Annotated in this window: 13 protein-coding genes; 10 read left to right on the top strand and 3 right to left on the bottom strand. The window is 48.6% G+C overall.

The genetic code is table 11. The annotated features are described in order from the left end of the window. Window positions 1-212 precede the first annotated feature (212 nt). The 3 genes from MHN33_RS19020 (at window position 213) to MHN33_RS19010 (ending at window position 8,865) form a co-directional block, all read left to right on the top strand. Window positions 213-827, top strand: coding sequence for an OB-fold-containig protein (locus tag MHN33_RS19020; RefSeq protein WP_239400339.1), 615 nt, complete (start codon window positions 213-215; stop codon window positions 825-827). Between the two features lie 67 nt (window positions 828-894). Beyond that, window positions 895-2,988 carry an SPFH domain-containing protein gene (locus tag MHN33_RS19015; protein WP_239400337.1) on the top strand — a complete coding sequence of 698 codons (2,094 nt, stop codon included), beginning with the start codon at window positions 895-897 and terminating at the stop codon, window positions 2,986-2,988. A gap of 93 nt (window positions 2,989-3,081) precedes the next feature. Beyond that, on the top strand, window positions 3,082-8,865 hold the full coding sequence (locus MHN33_RS19010) for a DNA repair ATPase (RefSeq protein WP_239400335.1): 5,784 nt from the start codon (window positions 3,082-3,084) through the stop codon (window positions 8,863-8,865). 30 nt (window positions 8,866-8,895) lie between these two features. On the opposite strand, the gene yiaA is transcribed toward MHN33_RS19010, so the two are convergent. From yiaA to MHN33_RS18995, 3 genes are read right to left on the bottom strand one after another with little or no spacing between them, the layout of a single operon-like run. Beyond that, the gene (yiaA, locus tag MHN33_RS19005) at window positions 8,896-9,342 is read right to left on the bottom strand and encodes an inner membrane protein YiaA (protein ID WP_239400333.1); all 447 of its coding nucleotides are present in this window, start codon (window positions 9,340-9,342) and stop codon (window positions 8,896-8,898) included. A gap of 11 nt (window positions 9,343-9,353) precedes the next feature. Then, window positions 9,354-10,163 (bottom strand): DUF2145 domain-containing protein, encoded by an 810-nt coding sequence (locus MHN33_RS19000; protein WP_239400331.1) that lies wholly within the window; start codon window positions 10,161-10,163, stop codon window positions 9,354-9,356. 2 nt (window positions 10,164-10,165) lie between these two features. After that, window positions 10,166-10,516 carry a hypothetical protein gene (locus MHN33_RS18995; protein ID WP_239400329.1) on the bottom strand — a complete coding sequence of 117 codons (351 nt, stop codon included), beginning with the start codon at window positions 10,514-10,516 and terminating at the stop codon, window positions 10,166-10,168. Window positions 10,517-10,649: 133 nt separating this feature from the next. Here MHN33_RS18995 and MHN33_RS18990 point away from each other — a divergent pair, with 133 nt between their 5' ends. The 7 genes from MHN33_RS18990 (at window position 10,650) to MHN33_RS18960 (ending at window position 17,170) form a co-directional block, all read left to right on the top strand. After that, complete coding sequence (locus MHN33_RS18990; protein WP_239400327.1) at window positions 10,650-11,393, top strand: helix-turn-helix transcriptional regulator; 744 nt, start codon at window positions 10,650-10,652, stop codon at window positions 11,391-11,393. Between the two features lie 112 nt (window positions 11,394-11,505). Further along, a complete protein-coding gene (locus MHN33_RS18985; RefSeq protein WP_239400325.1) occupies window positions 11,506-12,162 on the top strand; it encodes a LysE family translocator in 657 nt (218 codons plus the stop codon). A gap of 281 nt (window positions 12,163-12,443) precedes the next feature. Next, a complete protein-coding gene (locus MHN33_RS18980) occupies window positions 12,444-13,487 on the top strand; it encodes a GGDEF domain-containing protein (RefSeq protein ID WP_239400323.1) in 1,044 nt (347 codons plus the stop codon). 298 nt (window positions 13,488-13,785) lie between these two features. Beyond that, window positions 13,786-14,847, top strand: coding sequence for a hypothetical protein (locus MHN33_RS18975; protein ID WP_239400321.1), 1,062 nt, complete (start codon window positions 13,786-13,788; stop codon window positions 14,845-14,847). An 11-nt stretch (window positions 14,848-14,858) separates the two neighbouring features. Then, complete coding sequence (locus tag MHN33_RS18970; RefSeq protein ID WP_239400319.1) at window positions 14,859-15,911, top strand: hypothetical protein; 1,053 nt, start codon at window positions 14,859-14,861, stop codon at window positions 15,909-15,911. A 335-nt stretch (window positions 15,912-16,246) separates the two neighbouring features. Further along, window positions 16,247-16,723, top strand: a complete 477-nt coding sequence (locus MHN33_RS18965; protein ID WP_239400317.1) for a GNAT family N-acetyltransferase — start codon at window positions 16,247-16,249, stop codon at window positions 16,721-16,723. Window positions 16,724-16,747: 24 nt separating this feature from the next. Beyond that, complete coding sequence (locus tag MHN33_RS18960) at window positions 16,748-17,170, top strand: hypothetical protein (RefSeq protein ID WP_239400315.1); 423 nt, start codon at window positions 16,748-16,750, stop codon at window positions 17,168-17,170. The last annotated feature ends 295 nt before the right edge of the window (window positions 17,171-17,465 follow it).

Raw genomic sequence — 17,465 nt, 5'->3', positions numbered from 1 at the left:
CTCTAACTGAGAGGGTGAGAAGGAATCTTCCCATTGCAAACGACACCTGCCCTGACTTGAGGCAAGTGAAGTGTACTCAGCCAGACGGACCGGGCGCTGTTTGTAAATAGGTTTACAATATAGTCGCTGATCATCTGCCTAGTTCACTACTACCACGCAGAACTTTTTTGTTTATGCAAATGCAATAATAATTGCCCGTGTAAGGAGGAAATATGGACTTTTTAAACACGGCCTTCACTTTTCCCACAGTGGTCTACTCTACATTACTGCTGATAGTACTACTGTTTTGGCTGATTTCTTTAGCTGGTTTTGCCGACCCCGATATGCTTGATGGCGATGCTGATATCGAAGTTGAAGGGGGGGCTGACGGCGGCTCGTTATGGCAAATGGGCTTTGGCGGCGTTCCTTTAACCGTGTCAATCAGCTTAATCGTTGCACTGAGCTGGGTGGTTAGCTTTTACGCTCAAAAACTATTTGCGTATCTGCTGGGCGATGGTGTGATGTTTTACCTGACAGGCGGCGCTTTTATGCTGGGTAGCCTGTTCGTGGCGTTGCCGTTGGCCGCAGCTGCGGTGCGACCCCTGCGTGGCTTATTTGAAAGTCAGCAAACAAGCAGTAAAGATGCGTTAGTCGGACTGGAATGTGTGATTGCCACCGGAAAAGTCACCGCAACATTTGGCCAGGCGCGCGTTTCCCATGAGGGCAGCGAGCAGTTAGTCGAAGTCAGATGTGATGAAGAAAATACGTTTACTCAGGGTGATAAAGCACTGCTGATTGAGCACAACGTAACAACCCATAGCTATACGATCGTCACCAACCCCTGGTGATGGCTCAACTTTAAACGGCGCCGGATAAGCGCCCGGGAATAACTTATAAAACTTATCAGGAAGAGATATGGAATTTTTAAATAACCTTGGACCTGTTTTGACTATCGTTGGCACAGTGATAGTCGTCATTTTTGCTGTCATTTTATTGATTGGTAAATTCTATCGTAAGGTGGAACAAGGCCATGCCCTGATCATCAATAAAATGAAGAATGAGCCAGATGTTACCACCACAGGCGGCATTGTTTATCCGGTGATCCACAAGATGGAAGTGATGGACATTTCGACCAAGCGCATGGTGCTGGAGCGCCGCGACAGCAGTGGTTTGATCTGTAAAGACAACATTCGTGCCGACATTGCCATTACCTTTTATATCCGCGTGAACGAAAATAAAGAAGACATACTGCGGGTAGCAAAACAGGTGGGGTGTGCGCGCGCGTCTGAGCCGGAAACGCTACAAGAGCTGTTTGAAGCTAAGTTCTCAGAAGCACTGAAAACTGTGGGTAAGCAGATGAACTTTGAGGAGCTGTTCACACACCGTAACGAATTTCGCGACAGCATCAAAGAAGTCATTGGTCAGGACCTGTCGGGCTATACATTAGAAGATGTGGCCATCGATTATCTTGAGCAAACCTCAATTCATAAGTTGGACTCGAGCAATATTCTCGATGCGGAAGGTATTCGTCGCATTACAGAAAAAACCGCAGCGCAAAACGTTGAAACGAACCAGTTAAAGTGTGACGAGCAGGCGAAAATTGAGATCCAAAATCAGGCGGCGCTGGAAAAAACACTGGAAATTGAGCGTCAGAAACAAGACGCTATGGCCAAGCAAAAGCGTGAAATTGAAACCGTTCAGGCACGCGAAGAGGCCGAAGCTGAGCGCGTTAAGCAAGAAGAGCGTCTGAAGGCTGAAGAAGCGCGCCTCAAGGCTGATGAAGCAATCCAGATTGCAGAGCAAAACAGGCAGCGTGAAGTCGATATTGCGGAGCAAAACCGCCTGCGGGTACTCGCTATTGAGGAAGAAAAAGTAGCGCGTTCACGTGAAATTGAAGTCATTGAGCGTGAAAAAGAAACCGAGATCCTGCGCATTAACAAAGAAAAAGCACTGGAAGTAGAGCGTAAAGAGATTGCTGACGTGCAGCGCGATCGGGTTGCGGTTGAAAAAACGGTGGCGCAGGAGCAAGAGCGCATTAAAGACGTGCAAACACTGGCTGCCGCTGAACGTGATAAGCAGGCCATTGTGATCCGAGCCCAGGCCGAAGCCGAGGAAGCGCTGGTGAAAGACATTGAAGCGGCCAAAGCACAAGAGCAGGCTGCGGAATTTAAAGCCCGTGAAATGGAGAAAATGGCAGAAGCTGAATTGCGCATTGCCAATCAACAGGCGGAATCGAAGAAAATCCTGGCAGAAGCCACACAAGTGGAGGCCGCAGCTTCCGGTCTGGCCGAAGCTGAAGTGATCAAAGCGAAAGCGCAGGCGAATGCATTGCAGGGCGAAACAGACGCCAAAGTATTACAGCAGCAGCTTGAAGCAGAAGCGCATGGTAAGCGTGATATCGGTCTGGCAGAGGCCGAAGTACAAACTGCGATGGCAGACGCCATGGAGAAGCAGGGCGAAGCTGAAGCGATTAACCTTGAGCGCAGAATGTCGGCCGAAGCTAAAGGTCTGGAAGAGAAGCTTCAGGCCCTGAATGCTATGGATAAAGATGCCCGTGACTACGAAGGCTTTACACTGCAACTGAACCAGCAAAAAGAACTGACCCTGGCACAGCTGGCAGCGAACAAAGAGATTGCGGCTCATCAGGCACAAGTGCTGGCCAAGGCGCTGAGCGATGCTGACATCAACTTTATGGGTGGTGATGGCCAGTTCTTCAACCAGTTTATGAATGCTATTACTGTGGGTAAATCCATCGATGGTCTGGTCAATGAAAGCCAGACGATGCAGACGGTATTTAAAGATCACCTTAACGGCGAGCGCAACCTGATGGACGACCTTAAAGGCGTGCTGGCTGGGGCTAATGCTTCATCCGAGACACTTAAGAACATCAATATGAGCAAGTTTTTTCAGCAGTTGAGCAATACGTCAGATGCGGAGAAACAACAATTACTTAGCCTGCTTGGCAGTTCACTGAACGGCAATTCAGCTAAAAACACAACCCAGGAATAACCCCCTGCGCCGGGGCAAAGCCCCAATGTTTTTCTGAAGTGCGTGAACAGCGATTTGTTATCACGCACACCGATATGATGACAGGAAAGTAATATGACGGAACCTACAAGTCTGGATACTGCGTCACATAGCGCGCTTGAGCAGGGCTCTTATCAGCTGATCAAACGCCGCCTGAGTAATTTTGGCAGCGAATTGCGCACTCAGGTGGATGACCTCAATAGCCAGCGTGTTGATGCGTTTGGCAGCACTGAGCTGAAAGTACAGGGCCGCGCCCGGGTCCGCACTGAGCATAATTGTATTCCCAGAGACATAGTACTGATTGGCGACAAACTGATCTTTGCATACAACGTCTTTATGGGCCTTAAACAAAGCACGCATGTCAGTGATGTATTTAGTGTGCACAAGCTGGTGTTACAAGACGACCATTATGAGGTTGAACCTTACCCTTCAGAGACCAAGTTTCTGACCGACGCCCGCTTTTTGCGGGACTTTGAAGAGCTTTATACCTATTACAAAGACACCCGTTTGCAGCACCTGTTTGTGCAGGGTGGCAAGCTGTTTGCGCTGTTCCAGATTGGTGACAGGCTGAGCGATGTCAGGGTATTCCGCTGGCAAATTGCCGCGGATAATACACTCGACTATATCGACAACCGTGGTGAACGAGACATCTCAGAGCACAGCGGCTTTGATTTTGAATGGATTAAGACGGACCGTGCCCAGCATGAGGAAGGCCGACACCCGCACATCAATGTGCTCGACAAAGTGTTTGTCGAAACCGTTGGTGGCGACCTGACCATCAAAATAGAGAACAATACGGAAACTGGCGAAGGGATTTACAGCGAGCCGGTGGAAGACAGCAATCAGTCATTGGCAGACTGTGAGTTGCATTATGCCCGAGTCGGGGAGCTTATCCTGCTCAGGGTATTACCCTATCGCGAAAAGCAGTGGCGTTATTTTATCTATAACTGCCGAACACAGCAGGTTGTCAGGCAGGACGCTATTGGTCAGGCTTGCGTCCAGTTGCCTGAAGACCATGGTATTATTTTTCCGGGAGGCTATTATCTGCAATCCGGTCAGACCCGCTACTTCGAAGATAAAATCGATGACCTGGAGTTTCATCGTCAGCTGAAATCGCCAAATGGTGAAGACGTGCTGTACGTGTTTTATGAGCCCACCGAGGGTCGTTATGCGCTGTTTGCCTACAACATCATCGAAAAAAACCTGCAAAACCCCATTTATTGTCACGGTTATGGCATTTACGAAGATGGCTTAACACTGACCTTTAAAGCAGAGCAGGAAGAAGCTGAGCGGGTTCATCCCATCCAGATCTGGCAAAGCCCCTTTTGTTCAGCAGAGTTTGCAGCCAATGCGCCTGCACCCACAAGCGGCCTTGGCCGTATAGGTAACCCGGATCTGGTCAGAGCCATCTCAGATTTATACAGTGTCTGTAAGGCCATCAGTGAACAAAACCCCAGTGTCTTTCATTACGAGGACCTGATCTCTCATACCCGTGGAATACTTGACCGTTACCACTGGCTGGCAGAAGCGGATTTCAGTGCGATAAATTCGCAGCTGCATGACATCTTTGAAACCTCAGAGCAGGTGCTGGACGAGTTTGAAAAAGTCAGTCAGATCCAGCACAGTGCCCGACAGGCCGAAGCAGATATTGAACAGGAAAGCCATCAGGTACTGCGTGAGGTACGCCCCGACAGCTTTAAACTGGCCAGCGAGTTTGTGGCCAGTCTGGATGCGCTGAAACTGCTCAAAGGCAAAGTGATCAGTCTGGAGGAAGTGAAATTCATCAATTTGGATGTACTCAGTACCATTCAAAGCAGTATTGATGAGCAGACTCGCATACTCAGCCATGCCACGGCGACTTTTTTACAGCAGGATAAAGCGCTTGCGCCTTATCATGAGCAGTTGCAGGAGATTAATGAGAAAAGTGAGCAAAGCGACAGTGTCACTGAGCTAAAAGGGTATCTTGGCTCACTGGAAACGCTGGGCGGCGAGCTGGATCTGCTCAATCACACTATGCTGGATCTGGAGATTGAAGACAGCCGGGTAAGAACGCAAATTCTTGAAGACGTGAGCGCTGTTTATGCGCTGGTTAACCGTGCTAAAGCGGCCGTTGAGATCCGCCGCAAAAGCCTCGGCAGTGTTGAGGCCAAAGCCGAATTTGCCGCGCGCTTTAAGCTGTTCAGTCAGAGTATCACCAGTGCGCTGAGCGCCGCTAAAACGCCTGAGCAATGTGACGAGCAGCTCTCTCGGTTGCTTATACAACTGGAGGAGCTGGAGTCTCAGTTCAGTGAGTATGATGAGTTTCTGGGTGAGATCCTGGCAAAGCGGGATGATGTTTACGAAAGCTTTGAAGCGCATAAACAGCAGCTGATTGACGAACGCCAACGTCGGGCACTGAATCTGGCAACCGCTGCCGAGCGGATTTTGCAGGGGGTAAGTCGGCGCACCCAAAGCTTTACTGAGCTGGACCAGATAAACGGTTATTTTGCCTCTGATCCTATGATCAGTAAATTACGCAGTCTGACTCAGGAGCTAAAAGAGCTTGGCGACGAGGTTAAAGCTGATGACATTGCCGCTAAGCTCAAAGCCAGTAAAGATCAGGGGATCCGCTCGCTCAGAGATAAACAGGATATCTACAGCGATGGCGGTCAAACCGTCAAAATCGGCAAGCATGGCTTTAGTGTAAATAAACAGGTGCTGGACCTGACGTTGTTGCCTCGCGATGACGAGTTAATGCTGCACCTGACCGGGACCGAGTACTTCGATGTTATTCCCGATCAGCAAGCCCGCTCACAGTTGGCACAGGCCGCGGATTACTGGGCGCAAACCTTGCCTTCCGAAAGTGCAGAGATTTATCGCGGTGAGTTTTTGGCAGCGCAGATCCTGCGTGCGGCGCAACGAGGTGAGTCTGACTTGTCGATAGAGCAGCTCCAGCGTGCACGGCAAGAAGACTCGTTACTGACCTTAGTGCAAGCGTTTGCTGAGCCCAGGTATCAGGAAGGCTATGAAAAAGGCATTCATGACTTTGATGCGACCCAGATCCTGAGTGTGTTACTGAAACAGAAGAGCGAGCTGGGGTTGCTGATCTATCCGGCCAGCTGCCGGGTGATGGCGCAACTATTTGTCTCTGCGTTAGAGCGTGAGAAATTACAGCCGCTGCAGCAGCAAGCGACTCAGGCGCAACTGATGGCCACTACGCTCAGCGATCCGCGCTTTAACCAGTTACTGATTGGTGAGCTAAGTGAGCAGCTTAGCGATTTTGCAGCGCAGCTGGGTGATTACACTGCGAGTCTGGCACGTTATTCTGCGCAGCTTAGCGCCGAATACCTCATTCAGGTGCTGGCAAGCAGTAACAGCCTGCCGCAGTTTGAAGTGCTGGCAGAGGCACGCAAACTGGCGGAGCAGTTCCAGAGTATGGCCAAAGCCAAAGGCTTCTGGCAGACGCTGCAAGAAACCTTTTCTGAGTTAACCACCTTGTCAGAAAAATGCCGCCTAGCGTTTGGCTGGCTGAGCGCTTATGGAAAGCAACAAGATGCGGGCCTCGACTGTCAGATTGAAGCGGCGAATTATTTGTTGCTGATGGATCATAAGGCACTCAGTTATCAGGTGCGGGATGTGCAGACGCAGACGCATGTATCCGGTTTAATGGGGCAACATCTACGTATTGAAGAGCAGACTCTTGCGCTTGATTATGCTGAGTTTTTGGCCCGTACCAGTGCTTACATTGAGCAGGCTTTGCCTGCTTATCAGGGCTATCAACAGTTAAAAGCGGATGTGCTTCAGGCGCAAAAAGCGCGCCTGCAACTGGAAGAGTTTAAGCCCAGACCGCTGAGCTCATTTGTGCGCAACCAGCTCATTGATAAGGTCTATTTTCCGATCATTGGCGATAACCTGGCCAAGCAAATTGGTGCCTCAGGCAGTGCGAAGCGTACCGACTTAATGGGCATGTTATTACTGATCTCGCCACCAGGATACGGTAAAACCACCTTAATTGAATATGTGGCAAACCGTCTGGGGCTGACCTTTGTTAAGGTCAACTGTCCGTCTATCGGTCATGATCAGGTCTCTTTAGATCCGTCACAGGCGATCAATGCGACGGCCGCTAAAGAGATAGATAAGATCAACCAGAGTTTTGAAATGGGCAATAACGTAATGCTCTATCTGGATGACATTCAGCATACCAATCCGGAGTTTTTACAGAAGTTTATTTCGCTGTGTGACGGCTCACGGCGCATTGACGGGGTATGGAATGGTAAGAGTAAAACCTACGACCTGCGTGGTAAAAAGTTTGCAGTGGTGATGGCGGGTAACCCGTATACCGAATCGGGTGAAAGCTTTAAGATCCCGGACATGCTGGCGAACCGGGCTGACATTTACAACCTGGGCGATACACTGGCCGGGTGTGAGCAGGAGTTTGCCATGAGCTTTGTGGAGAACGCACTCACTTCCAATGCCGTGCTGGCGCCACTGGCAAACCGCAATATGGCTGATTTGTACAAGCTGGTCCGAATTGCGCAAGGGGAAGACATTTCTCTGAACGAGCTGGAATATGGTTACTCTCAGGCCCAGGCGAATGAAATTACAGCGGTACTTCAGAAGTTGCTGGTCATTCGCGAAACCGTGCTTAAAGTGAACGCCCAATATATTGCCTCAGCAGCGCAGGGCGATAATTATCGTACTGAGCCACCATTTAAGTTGCAGGGCAGTTACCGCAACATGAACAAGATGGCCGAAAAGGTAGTCGCCGCCATGAATCAGGACGAACTGGAAAACCTGATCCAGGATCACTACCGGGGTGAAGCGCAAACACTGAGTAAGGGCAGTGAAGAAAACTTGCTTAAACTGGGTGAATTGCGCGATACCCTGACAGTACAGGAAAACGAGCGCTGGGCTCAGATCAAGGCGGACTATGCGCGCCTTAATCGGGCCAATGATGCAGGAAGTCCGGCATTGCTGGCGGTTGAGCAGTTAGCTGAAGTGAGCGGTGCGTTGTCACAGATAGCGTCTCGTCTGGATAAAACGCAGTTAAGTCACAATTACAGTGAGCAGTTTGAAGGATTGCGAGCCATTCTTGGTGAGCAGGGCGTGACAGCACAGCTGCAACAACTGACCCGACAAGCTGAGCAGCCAGCCATCCTGACGGCGTTGGAGCAATTTACTGAACAGCACAAGGCGCAAAACCAGCAACTACCGCACTGGCTGGAGACCATCACTGAGACAATAAACTCGGCGGCGCAGAGCAGTGACAGTGCCACTCGACAGGGGCAGGCTGAGCTCAAAGAAGTGCTCGAAGTGCTGGTGGCTTATCAACAGTCAGGACAAAGTGAGCTGGTGCAGACACTGAGCGAGACGGTTGGGAAGGCGATGGCTCAAAGCGATCAGCTTGCTGCCAGCAATCAGGCAACGCTGCTCTCAGCGCTGGACTCGGTGCTCAGGCAGCAGCAAACCAACATGTCGGCTCAGGCTCTGGATGTATCGAATGCACTGGCGCAGTCCGTTGCAGGGTTAGCACATCATCAGAGCGCGCTGGAGAACGTGTTGGCATCACTGAGCAGTCAGCAACAATCTGAACAGATGAAGCAAAGTGATGCCCAGCAGGTACTTATCGCTGAATTAACGGCACAGCTGGCACGCATTCAGTCGGCTAATGTACAGGTAGATAACTACAGTGATGATGCCAGCGCCCAGGCGTTAGCAGCGGTCACTGAGTTACTGAGCCAAATGCATCAGGCGTCACAGCTGGGTAATGATACGGGGTTGCGGGCGCAACTCACAGAGATCCTTGATAAGCTTGAGAATTTGCAGCTGGCGCCTGCTGACAGTAATGAATCAAGAGGAGAAAACCCTTATATGCTATAAGGCCGCCCTGTGCGGCCTTATAATCTCAGCTTACTCCTCACCTTCCGTGTTTTTAGCGGTTGGTGCAGGAGTGTCTGTCACTAATCCCTGACCATCTCGGACGTTCTTCTGAACTGCTATCGCAGCATACAGGCTCATTAGGTACGCGATACCATAAAAGCCCTTTTCACTGAGCAGTAACTCGGCGCGCCACAGGGCAAATGCCAGTAAGACGATGGCCAGCACGGTGGAGACCAGGCTCAGTAAATAATAGATATTTGAGGTCGGGATTTGCTCCTGCCGGTCACGAATACACTTTTGTAGTGATACGGCAGAAAACAGGCCATACAGCAGGGCAATCAGGTAATAGCCTTTTTCATTTAAGGCCATTTGTGCGTTGAACAGGCCAACCAGGTAACAGGCAATGCCAATCAGCAGGACTGCTATCGAGGCCAATCGAAATGCTTTACTTGGTGCATAAGCGGTTGAATGCGTCATAATCTGTTCTCCTAAAGCGGGTATTTCAGTGCGACCGGCCCATCCGGTGTCAGCACGGTGCTGTGTGCCAGCAACTGGTTGTCATTCAGGTATCGGGTGATAGAAGTAAAGGTGGTCGTCTTGACCTTATCCTGATGGTCGCTACTGTCGATACCATCGTTAAAGAACGCGCCCAGAGCCAGTTTGAAGCGGCTGACATTGAGCGTTTGCGGCTCAAAATAGGCCCGCGTATTCACCTTGAGCTGTGCCATGTTGGTGGTGTTGTAAAGTGCGGCATTGATCACATTCAGTGTGTGTTCGGTGCAATTTTGTTTTTGATTGTTAAAGGGGTTGGCCACTACCGAGTAGCGCGGATTATGGACCTTGGCAGGTACTTCTTGTGTGATTGCATCCAGTAACTTTTGCTGCAATGCCCGCGTGGGTATTGCAATGGCCGCTTTAAGGTCATGTACAGACCAGAAAAAGTCCGTCGGATAATCCACTATCAGTTGACTGGTGCCGGGGTCGCCGCTTAGCTGATATAAATTGTGAATGGCATAGCCCTGTTTTTTCTCGCCATCTGTAGTTGTGAGTTCGGAATACACCGCCAGTGCGACATGGGTAAACTCTATGCCTTTAGGCAAGTCTTCCAGAGGGCGGCCCACGCGGCCAATAATAAACACGTGTGCGCCCTGGGCTGCGGCATAACGCTCGACCTGTTTGGCAAACTGAGCAATCTGGTTTGCTTCAAAGCGGATCTCACCGTTATTCTGGCTACCTGCAAAAGTGTGTGTGCTGGCACATATTGCTGCGGCCATACACAGTCCTTGTATCCATTTCATTGTTACAGCTCCTCGTTAAGCGCCTGCGCAGGTGCAGGTCCTGCAATTAATACATCGTCACAAATAGGCAAAGGTTTTGGGCTGGCGGCGTCAGATAGGTCTGCGGCGACCTTGGTACTGGCCATACCTACTGAAATTGCACTGAACCCGACTACTGCAACGGGGATAGCAACTGCAATCATAGACACTTTTGCGCCTTCAACGGCGCTTTCACCTACGCTAAGTGCGCTGTACTTACTGGCCTGACTACCATGATGGCTGGCCTGTGATGCATGGCTGTCATTGGCCATTGCTGGTGTGCAAACCAACCCTAATAGTGCGCTACATAAAACTGAACGAAGTAAGTGAGTCATGTCTTTCCCTCCTGGTATGCAAACCATCTGGCTTGCGTTGACTTGTTTTCCAATTTAGCGAAGGGATTATATTTGTATACCAAAAATTAAGATGTATAGTAATTAGAGACTGTAAGTATAGGAATGTAATACTTTGAGCCAGATCCCATTAATTACTTCAACACTCAAACAGCTGTTGAAGCAACACAAACTGACCTATAAAGAGGTCGCTAATGCACTGGATATGAGCGAGGCCAATGTTAAACGTGTATTTGCCACTGAGCAGTTCAGCCTGCAACGGCTTGAGCAGATCTGTGACTTGATGCAATTATCCCTGGCAGATTTGTTTGCACTGGGAGAGCAAAAGCAGTCGCTGGTAAGTCAGCTGACACAGGCGCAGGAACAAGAGTTGATGGAAAACCCTAAGCTCTTTTTGGTGGCTGTCTGTGTGCGAGATGGCTGGGAGTTTGAAGATATTGTGTCTCAGTATCAGATAGATGAGCTGGAGTGCATTCGTTTGCTCGCACGCTTAGATAACCTGAAGATGATCCAACTGCTGCCTAACAACCGATATAAATCACTGGTCGCACAGGATTTTCGTTGGATCCCCGGCGGCCCGCTTGAACGCTTTATTGAACAGCAAGTACTGACTAAGTTTTTGCAGGGGGATTTTAACCGTGAGGACAGTTTTCGATTCTATTTGCGCGGTAGCTACAGTGAAGCGACGATCAGTGTGGTGCGCCGTCGCCTGGAACAACTCACTAAAGAAGTTGCTCAGCTCAATCAGCAGGATGCGCGTCTGCCGCTGAACAAACGTCAGAGCGTAGGCCTGTTTTTGGCAATGCGGCCATGGCAACTGGGATTGTTTAATGATCTCAGGCGCGGTGAAACGAAGTAGTCTGTTGCAAAAGCCGAAAAACCTCTCTGCCATGATGTATTTCAGGCATTTAAATAGGTACACTAAAACCATAAGTTCTGTGTGATGAATTGGCGTTTGGCCCGGAAATATAATGATCGATCTAACTCTGTTACCTCTGTTCTTTACGACCATCTTCTTTTTGGTGATCAGCCCTGGTCCTGATTTGTTGCTATTATCCAGTTACTCTGCAACGAAAGGGTTTCGGGCTGGGGCGTTTATTGCGCTGGGGATTTTGCTTGCTGGAGTTGTGCAGACGGCATTAGTGGCTTTTGGCCTCGGCCAGATAATGCAAACCATGCCCCTGGTCGCGTTGGCAGTTAAGTTAATTGGTGCGATCTATCTGGCTTATCTGGGTGTGAAAATGTTGCTGCACTGGTATCAGCATCGCAGCATAAACCGACCACAGGACAGAGCTGAACCCACCGAAACACACCGTAAAGGTACTGAATTGATCAAGCGTGGGTGTTTTAATAACTTACTTAACCCCAAAGCTCTGTTGTTCTTCAGTTTATTTTTGCCTCAATTTACGACTGCCGAACACGATTTAAGCACGCAGCTGGTCGTGCTTGGGCTCATGCTTAGTCTGTTTGCGTTTTTTCTTAATCTGTTATTTGCCGCCGCCTTTAGTAATCTGGCAAAAACGATTACGACGCGAATGAAAGGGATCAAGCGTTGGTCTGTGCACCTCGATGGTGCGCTGGGTGCATTATTTATTGCGTTATCAGCACGTCTTGCGCTGAGTAAGTGAGTCGTCATTGTAAGGTAATAAGCAATAATCAAGATATCTTCAGAAACCAAAGCACTGAAGTTTTATATCTTAATCAAAGGTTTGAATTATTTATTTTTAAAGTGTACGAGTGGGAATATTTTATGTTTCACTCATGGCGACTTGAATTTATTTGTAAATGACACGATATGATTGATTAATTTTTTCTAATTATTTAGTATTGCATGCGTTTGGCTCCAAAAGTAGAACAATAAATAAACAATAAAACATTGCCACCGGACAATGTGACTTGATGGACCTTTATGGAATTTGATACAACACTGACTCGCTCTGCGCACTACCTGAAACAGGCGCTGCCCATCATGATCCGCTACCGGATCCCGCTGACACCATTGAATTATTCAATTTGTTATTGTTATGTGGTGGGATCGCAACCTGAGCTGAATGTTGAGTTAGATCAGATTCTGGCTCGCTATCAAAGTTGCCCGCCACACCTGGCCAGAGAATTGTTTGATAAGTACCTTTCTCAGCAAGATTTGGCCTTATTTCATGAAATTTCTCATTCTTTTCAGGGCACCATCGATCAGGTTCAAAGTGGCATTTGTGAAACCCTGGAGTCTTCGCAGGATTTTTCGGCATTTTTGTCTGAGTGCCACTACGGGTTACATAACCTGAAAAAACGTGGCTCGGAGCAAGACCCGCGTACCTATGATGAAGTGCTTGAATATGTGTCCCGGCTTACCCGCGAAGCCGTTGCCATGCAGCAAAATGCATTGGGCTTTCAGAATAAGCTGGAAGTAGCCTATGACGAAATTAAACTGCTCAAAGAAGCGCTATTTGCTTCACAACGAGAAGCCAACACCGACAAGCTCACAGGCTTGCTAAATCGGGGGAAGTTCGATGAAGATATCGTTAGTTTCTGCGCTCACCCGTTGAGTAAGCAGAAGGTACTGGTGTTTGTTGATATCGATCACTTTAAGCGCTTTAACGACGATTTTGGTCATCAAAAAGGCGATGATATTCTTCGCAAGGTGGCTGAAAAACTGGCACATCACGCACAAGGCCGCGGCGACGCCTATCGCTATGGTGGTGAAGAGTTTTGCCTGACTTTATCGCTCAGTAGTGTCAGCGAAGCGGTGAGTTTTGCCAATATGGTGCGCCAGGATATTCGTAAACTTTCGGTCAAAGATAAAAAAACAGGTACGCCAATCAGGCAGATAACGGCCAGCTTTGGCATAGCGTTGCACAAAGCCGGTGCACCCTGGCAGAGTCTGGTGGAACTGGCTGACAGGGCATTGTATCTGGCCAAATCACATGGCAGAGATCGGGTTGAGGTGGCCGGTTAATAGTCGGAATTAGCCGTTGCTTTGCCTACATGCTTTGTTATTCAGCACACCTCTAATCTTTTTTCTATCAGCTATTCCCCAAACTACAAACGTTAATAAAAGTTTAACTTAATTTCTCTTTTAGGTTGATTTTTGATCACATACTCATTAGCTTATTATTCGCTTTAACTAAAAGGTCAGACGTCAGATGAGTGTGATTTTCGTACATTTTCAATCGAGAAATAGCGCATTGTCGAACCACATAGATCTGTGGGCTGGCCACAGAACACAGTGATTTTAATAGGATAAAGAGGAAATTATGCAGCATAAAATAAAATACTATCTGCGTCTGTCTTGGCTCTTTCTGCTAAGTTCGGTGGCATTTAATGCGTTTGCAAATGGTTATAAAGTTGTACTTATTCACGGTCTTCAGACCAGTCAAATCACCTCAGGTTACCCAGTCGATGTATCCGGAGATGGGGAGTCTTACTGGTCAGAATTTTGGAGTCAGCATGCAGATGTTCGTATTGATTGGCCTGCACTGGAGCGTATTGAAGGCAAGATAGCCAGCGATTACGTCTGGCCTAAACTGCGGGAAATGTCACAGCAGGGTACTTGCCAGCCAGGTTGCATACTTGTCACGCACTCTACGGGCGATTTGGTTGCGCGCTACCTGTTAGACAATCAGGCGAACTGGCTGGAAAATGCAGGGCTAGCACCGCTGAATATTGTAGCAACCTTTGATATCGCCGGAGCTGGCGGTGGCAGTGAACTGGCTGACTTAGCTGTCAGTGTAACGCAAGGCACCGCAGGCCTGAACCCGTTGCTCGAAGCGGCTATCAGGGCCTGGCTGGGAGGCTCCGTAGAAGGCCGGTTAGGTGTTCTGAATGATCTGAAAGTGAACAATGCCAGACAAATTGCGGCGTTACCTGAAGCAAGAACACCAAGATTGCGCTTTGTAGCGGATGGTACGCTGTTTATGGGCGCCACCAAACTTTTCCTTAAAGGTACAGACGACAGTGTTGTTGCAACACACTCTGCATGTGGTGCAAGCCGGGTCGACGACTTTGGCAGCTGTAGTGCCAGTATTGCAATCAGCGGGAAGATAACGTCTCAGAGTGACGCTGTTAGCGGGTTTATGCCGCACCATTATCCTATGCTGATGAGTGATAATTACGATCATTTCTCTGTGATCAGTGACAGCGCAGAAGGTAAAGTGACTGCCGCTCAGGCAAGCCGACAGTTGCTTGATGGTAATACCGTAAACTTTAATACCTATGATGAAGAAACCGGAGCCTGGTTCTGGAAAAGTACCTATCGTTATGTTGAAAACTCAGGAAATAACAGCCTGTCTCGCCTATTGCTTAATGCTATGCCATAGGAGAGACGAGCATGAAGTCCCGGATGTTTATTATTCTGATGCTTGTAACAATCGGGCTTGGTTACTGGTGGCTCAGCGATGACGCTGAGCCCATCACTCAGCCAGGTGCTGGGGCCAGGACGCAGGAATCATCACAGCATGAGAAACCAGCAGAAAAAGCGTTAATTGTCGCGGCTCAGACCAAACCTGATACACAGCGTGAGCGTCACATGCCCGTTGCAATGACGGAGGCGGCTGCTCAAGTTGCTGAGCTGTATGCGCAACAGCTGCACTATGCGCCATATTCTCAGCCACTTACGCTGGAAGATGCCGACAGGCTGACCCCCAATCATTTTTATCCGGTCACCATGCCCACGCAAAATATTGAGGAGGTACTGACGCTCAAAGTCAGTCAGTATCGTTTTGTTTATCCTGAGCCAATAGAGTTACGACTGACGGGGAGTGATATTTATGGTGCCACCGTATTTGTCAGCGAAGTAGAGGGCAACAAAACACTGATTACCCAGAGCCTGACTGAGCAAGGAGGTAGCTATATTGCCAATATACCCGCAAAAAAAGACTTTCCAAGGGAGTTGCAACTGACTGTTCGCGCGCATGTCAGAGGTGATGAGATCCCACTGGTGGCACACGTGCAGTATATGAAGCCCAGCGCTGAACTGCTGAATCTTGAGCAGGCGCGTGTGGAAAAGAGCGATCTGCTGATTGACGCCAGACTTAAGGTGCAGGAAGCCGGAATTTATCGGATCAGAGCCAATCTGTTTGCGCTCGAGCAGCCCTTGTCGCATGTGGTTGCCAGAAAACGTTTAAGTGAAGGTGTGCAGACAGTGCCACTTAAGATCCATCAAAGTGTATTACCAAGTCAGGCAACCGATTTGAAATTAACCACTTTTGTGGTGGAGCGCATGTCTGGTTCGCCACAGGAAAAAGCGCGTTTTGGCCGCAGTAACGTGGATTCGTATTCGCTGGAGGCAGTGGATTTATCAGATCTGAAACGACAGCCCTATACACCGAGTGCGCAAGAGCAACAGAAACTGGCCTTTTTGAAACAGTTAGGGAGTCAATAAATATAGATAGGTGTGTCACTCTTCCTGACATCACTCACTTGAAAGGCAAGCCAGCTCTCACACCGGATGCACTATTCAGCATAAGGGTTTAAGTACATTCCCAGGCAATGTAGCGGGTTTGCCATTTCTGTATGATTGAACTCATCGTAATTGCTCTGCGCCTTTTAAGTGCATTGCCCACCCATCCGGTTTGCTTGATCCCTGAGTTATTGTTCGTTAATGTTTTTGTTCCTAAATTAGTTCTGGGCGGTTTGAATCCAGTTAGCACTGTATAGTGCAATTAGCTACCGCCATACTGCTTAATTTTAACAGGTTATAACGATATAAGGATGGGTATGGTCGTCATTGAGAAATTATCTTCTTCCCATATAGCAGGTGTTCAGAGCATACAGCTGGCACCAGAGCAAGTCCGCTTTGCGCCTATACCTGACGAGTTTCTAACAGACGAGTGTGATACCACACATCTGCATGTGATATATTTTGAAGATACTGTCGTTGGCTATTTTAAGCTTGACCTTGCCTATGCTAAAAAATATGAGTATTGCCCACCTGACGCTTTGGGTTTACGTGCATTTGTAATAGGCAAACAGTATCAGGGAAAAGGGTTAGGGACTGCAGCAGTACAGACTCTTATGGCGTATCTGGGTGTCCATTACACGTCGTACAAATGGCTATATCTGGGCGTGAATTGTCAAAATGTGGGAGCCTACACTTGCTATGTAAAGGCCGGGCTTGCGGTCTGTGAGGAGCTGTATTTGGGAGGACCGGCAGGCCCGCAGTATATTATGTATGGAAAGCTCCCGCCTGGTTAACAGAGATACATGAAAGGAAATCTGATGTCCGATAAACCCATAACAACCAAGCTCTGTAACTTTTTGATAGACAGTGCTGTCGCAGATCTCAGCCTGGCAGACAGCCTGACTTATTTTATTGATGCTTACTGCTATGACTGGGCAGTCGAGGCGGTACTAGAGAAGTACTGTCAAGCCTATGGGGGGCTTTGGGTAGGCGGCGCTGTCACGCTGAGCCAAGCTCATATCACGTTCTCTCCCAACCTGATCAATATGATTTGTCATAACGGTGATGACTCATTGGCCATTCCATTGTCACATATCATAGATGTGAGCCTTGAGTCCGGTTTTTTGACCAAAATTATCTTGCTTACAACACCTTATGGCTTATTTCGGTTACGCTGTTTTGGTGCAAAGAGCTTCATGGCCGCCATTAACCAACAACTGAATGAAAACCTATACGGGTGACAGGCTATCTGCAGGTGTGAAAAGTACAGCAGACGCCTGCTTCATGCAGTAAAACAGGTTCGGCTGCTTTGCACCACCGCATGTTCTACAGAACGGTAGGGTTTTTACTTAGGTTGATGATTTCTATTGCTTTTTCATTTTATTTAACCCTTTAGTTAAATTCGTCGTTACCAGCTCTGTGATATCCAGACTGCGTCTGTGTGTTAGCCTGCACAACTCTGTAATGGCGTAGCCACAGTACCATGCTCGTTATATCTCAGCAGCATAAGGAGTTTTTTATTTGAGTGTCTATACT

Origin of the sequence: Pseudoalteromonas sp. OOF1S-7 (assembly GCF_022347765.1) — a bacterium.
Taxonomy (GTDB): Bacteria; Pseudomonadota; Gammaproteobacteria; order Enterobacterales; family Alteromonadaceae; genus Pseudoalteromonas.
The sequence above is the reverse complement of the archived record's forward strand: the minus strand, read 5'-3'. Positions and strand labels throughout refer to the sequence as shown.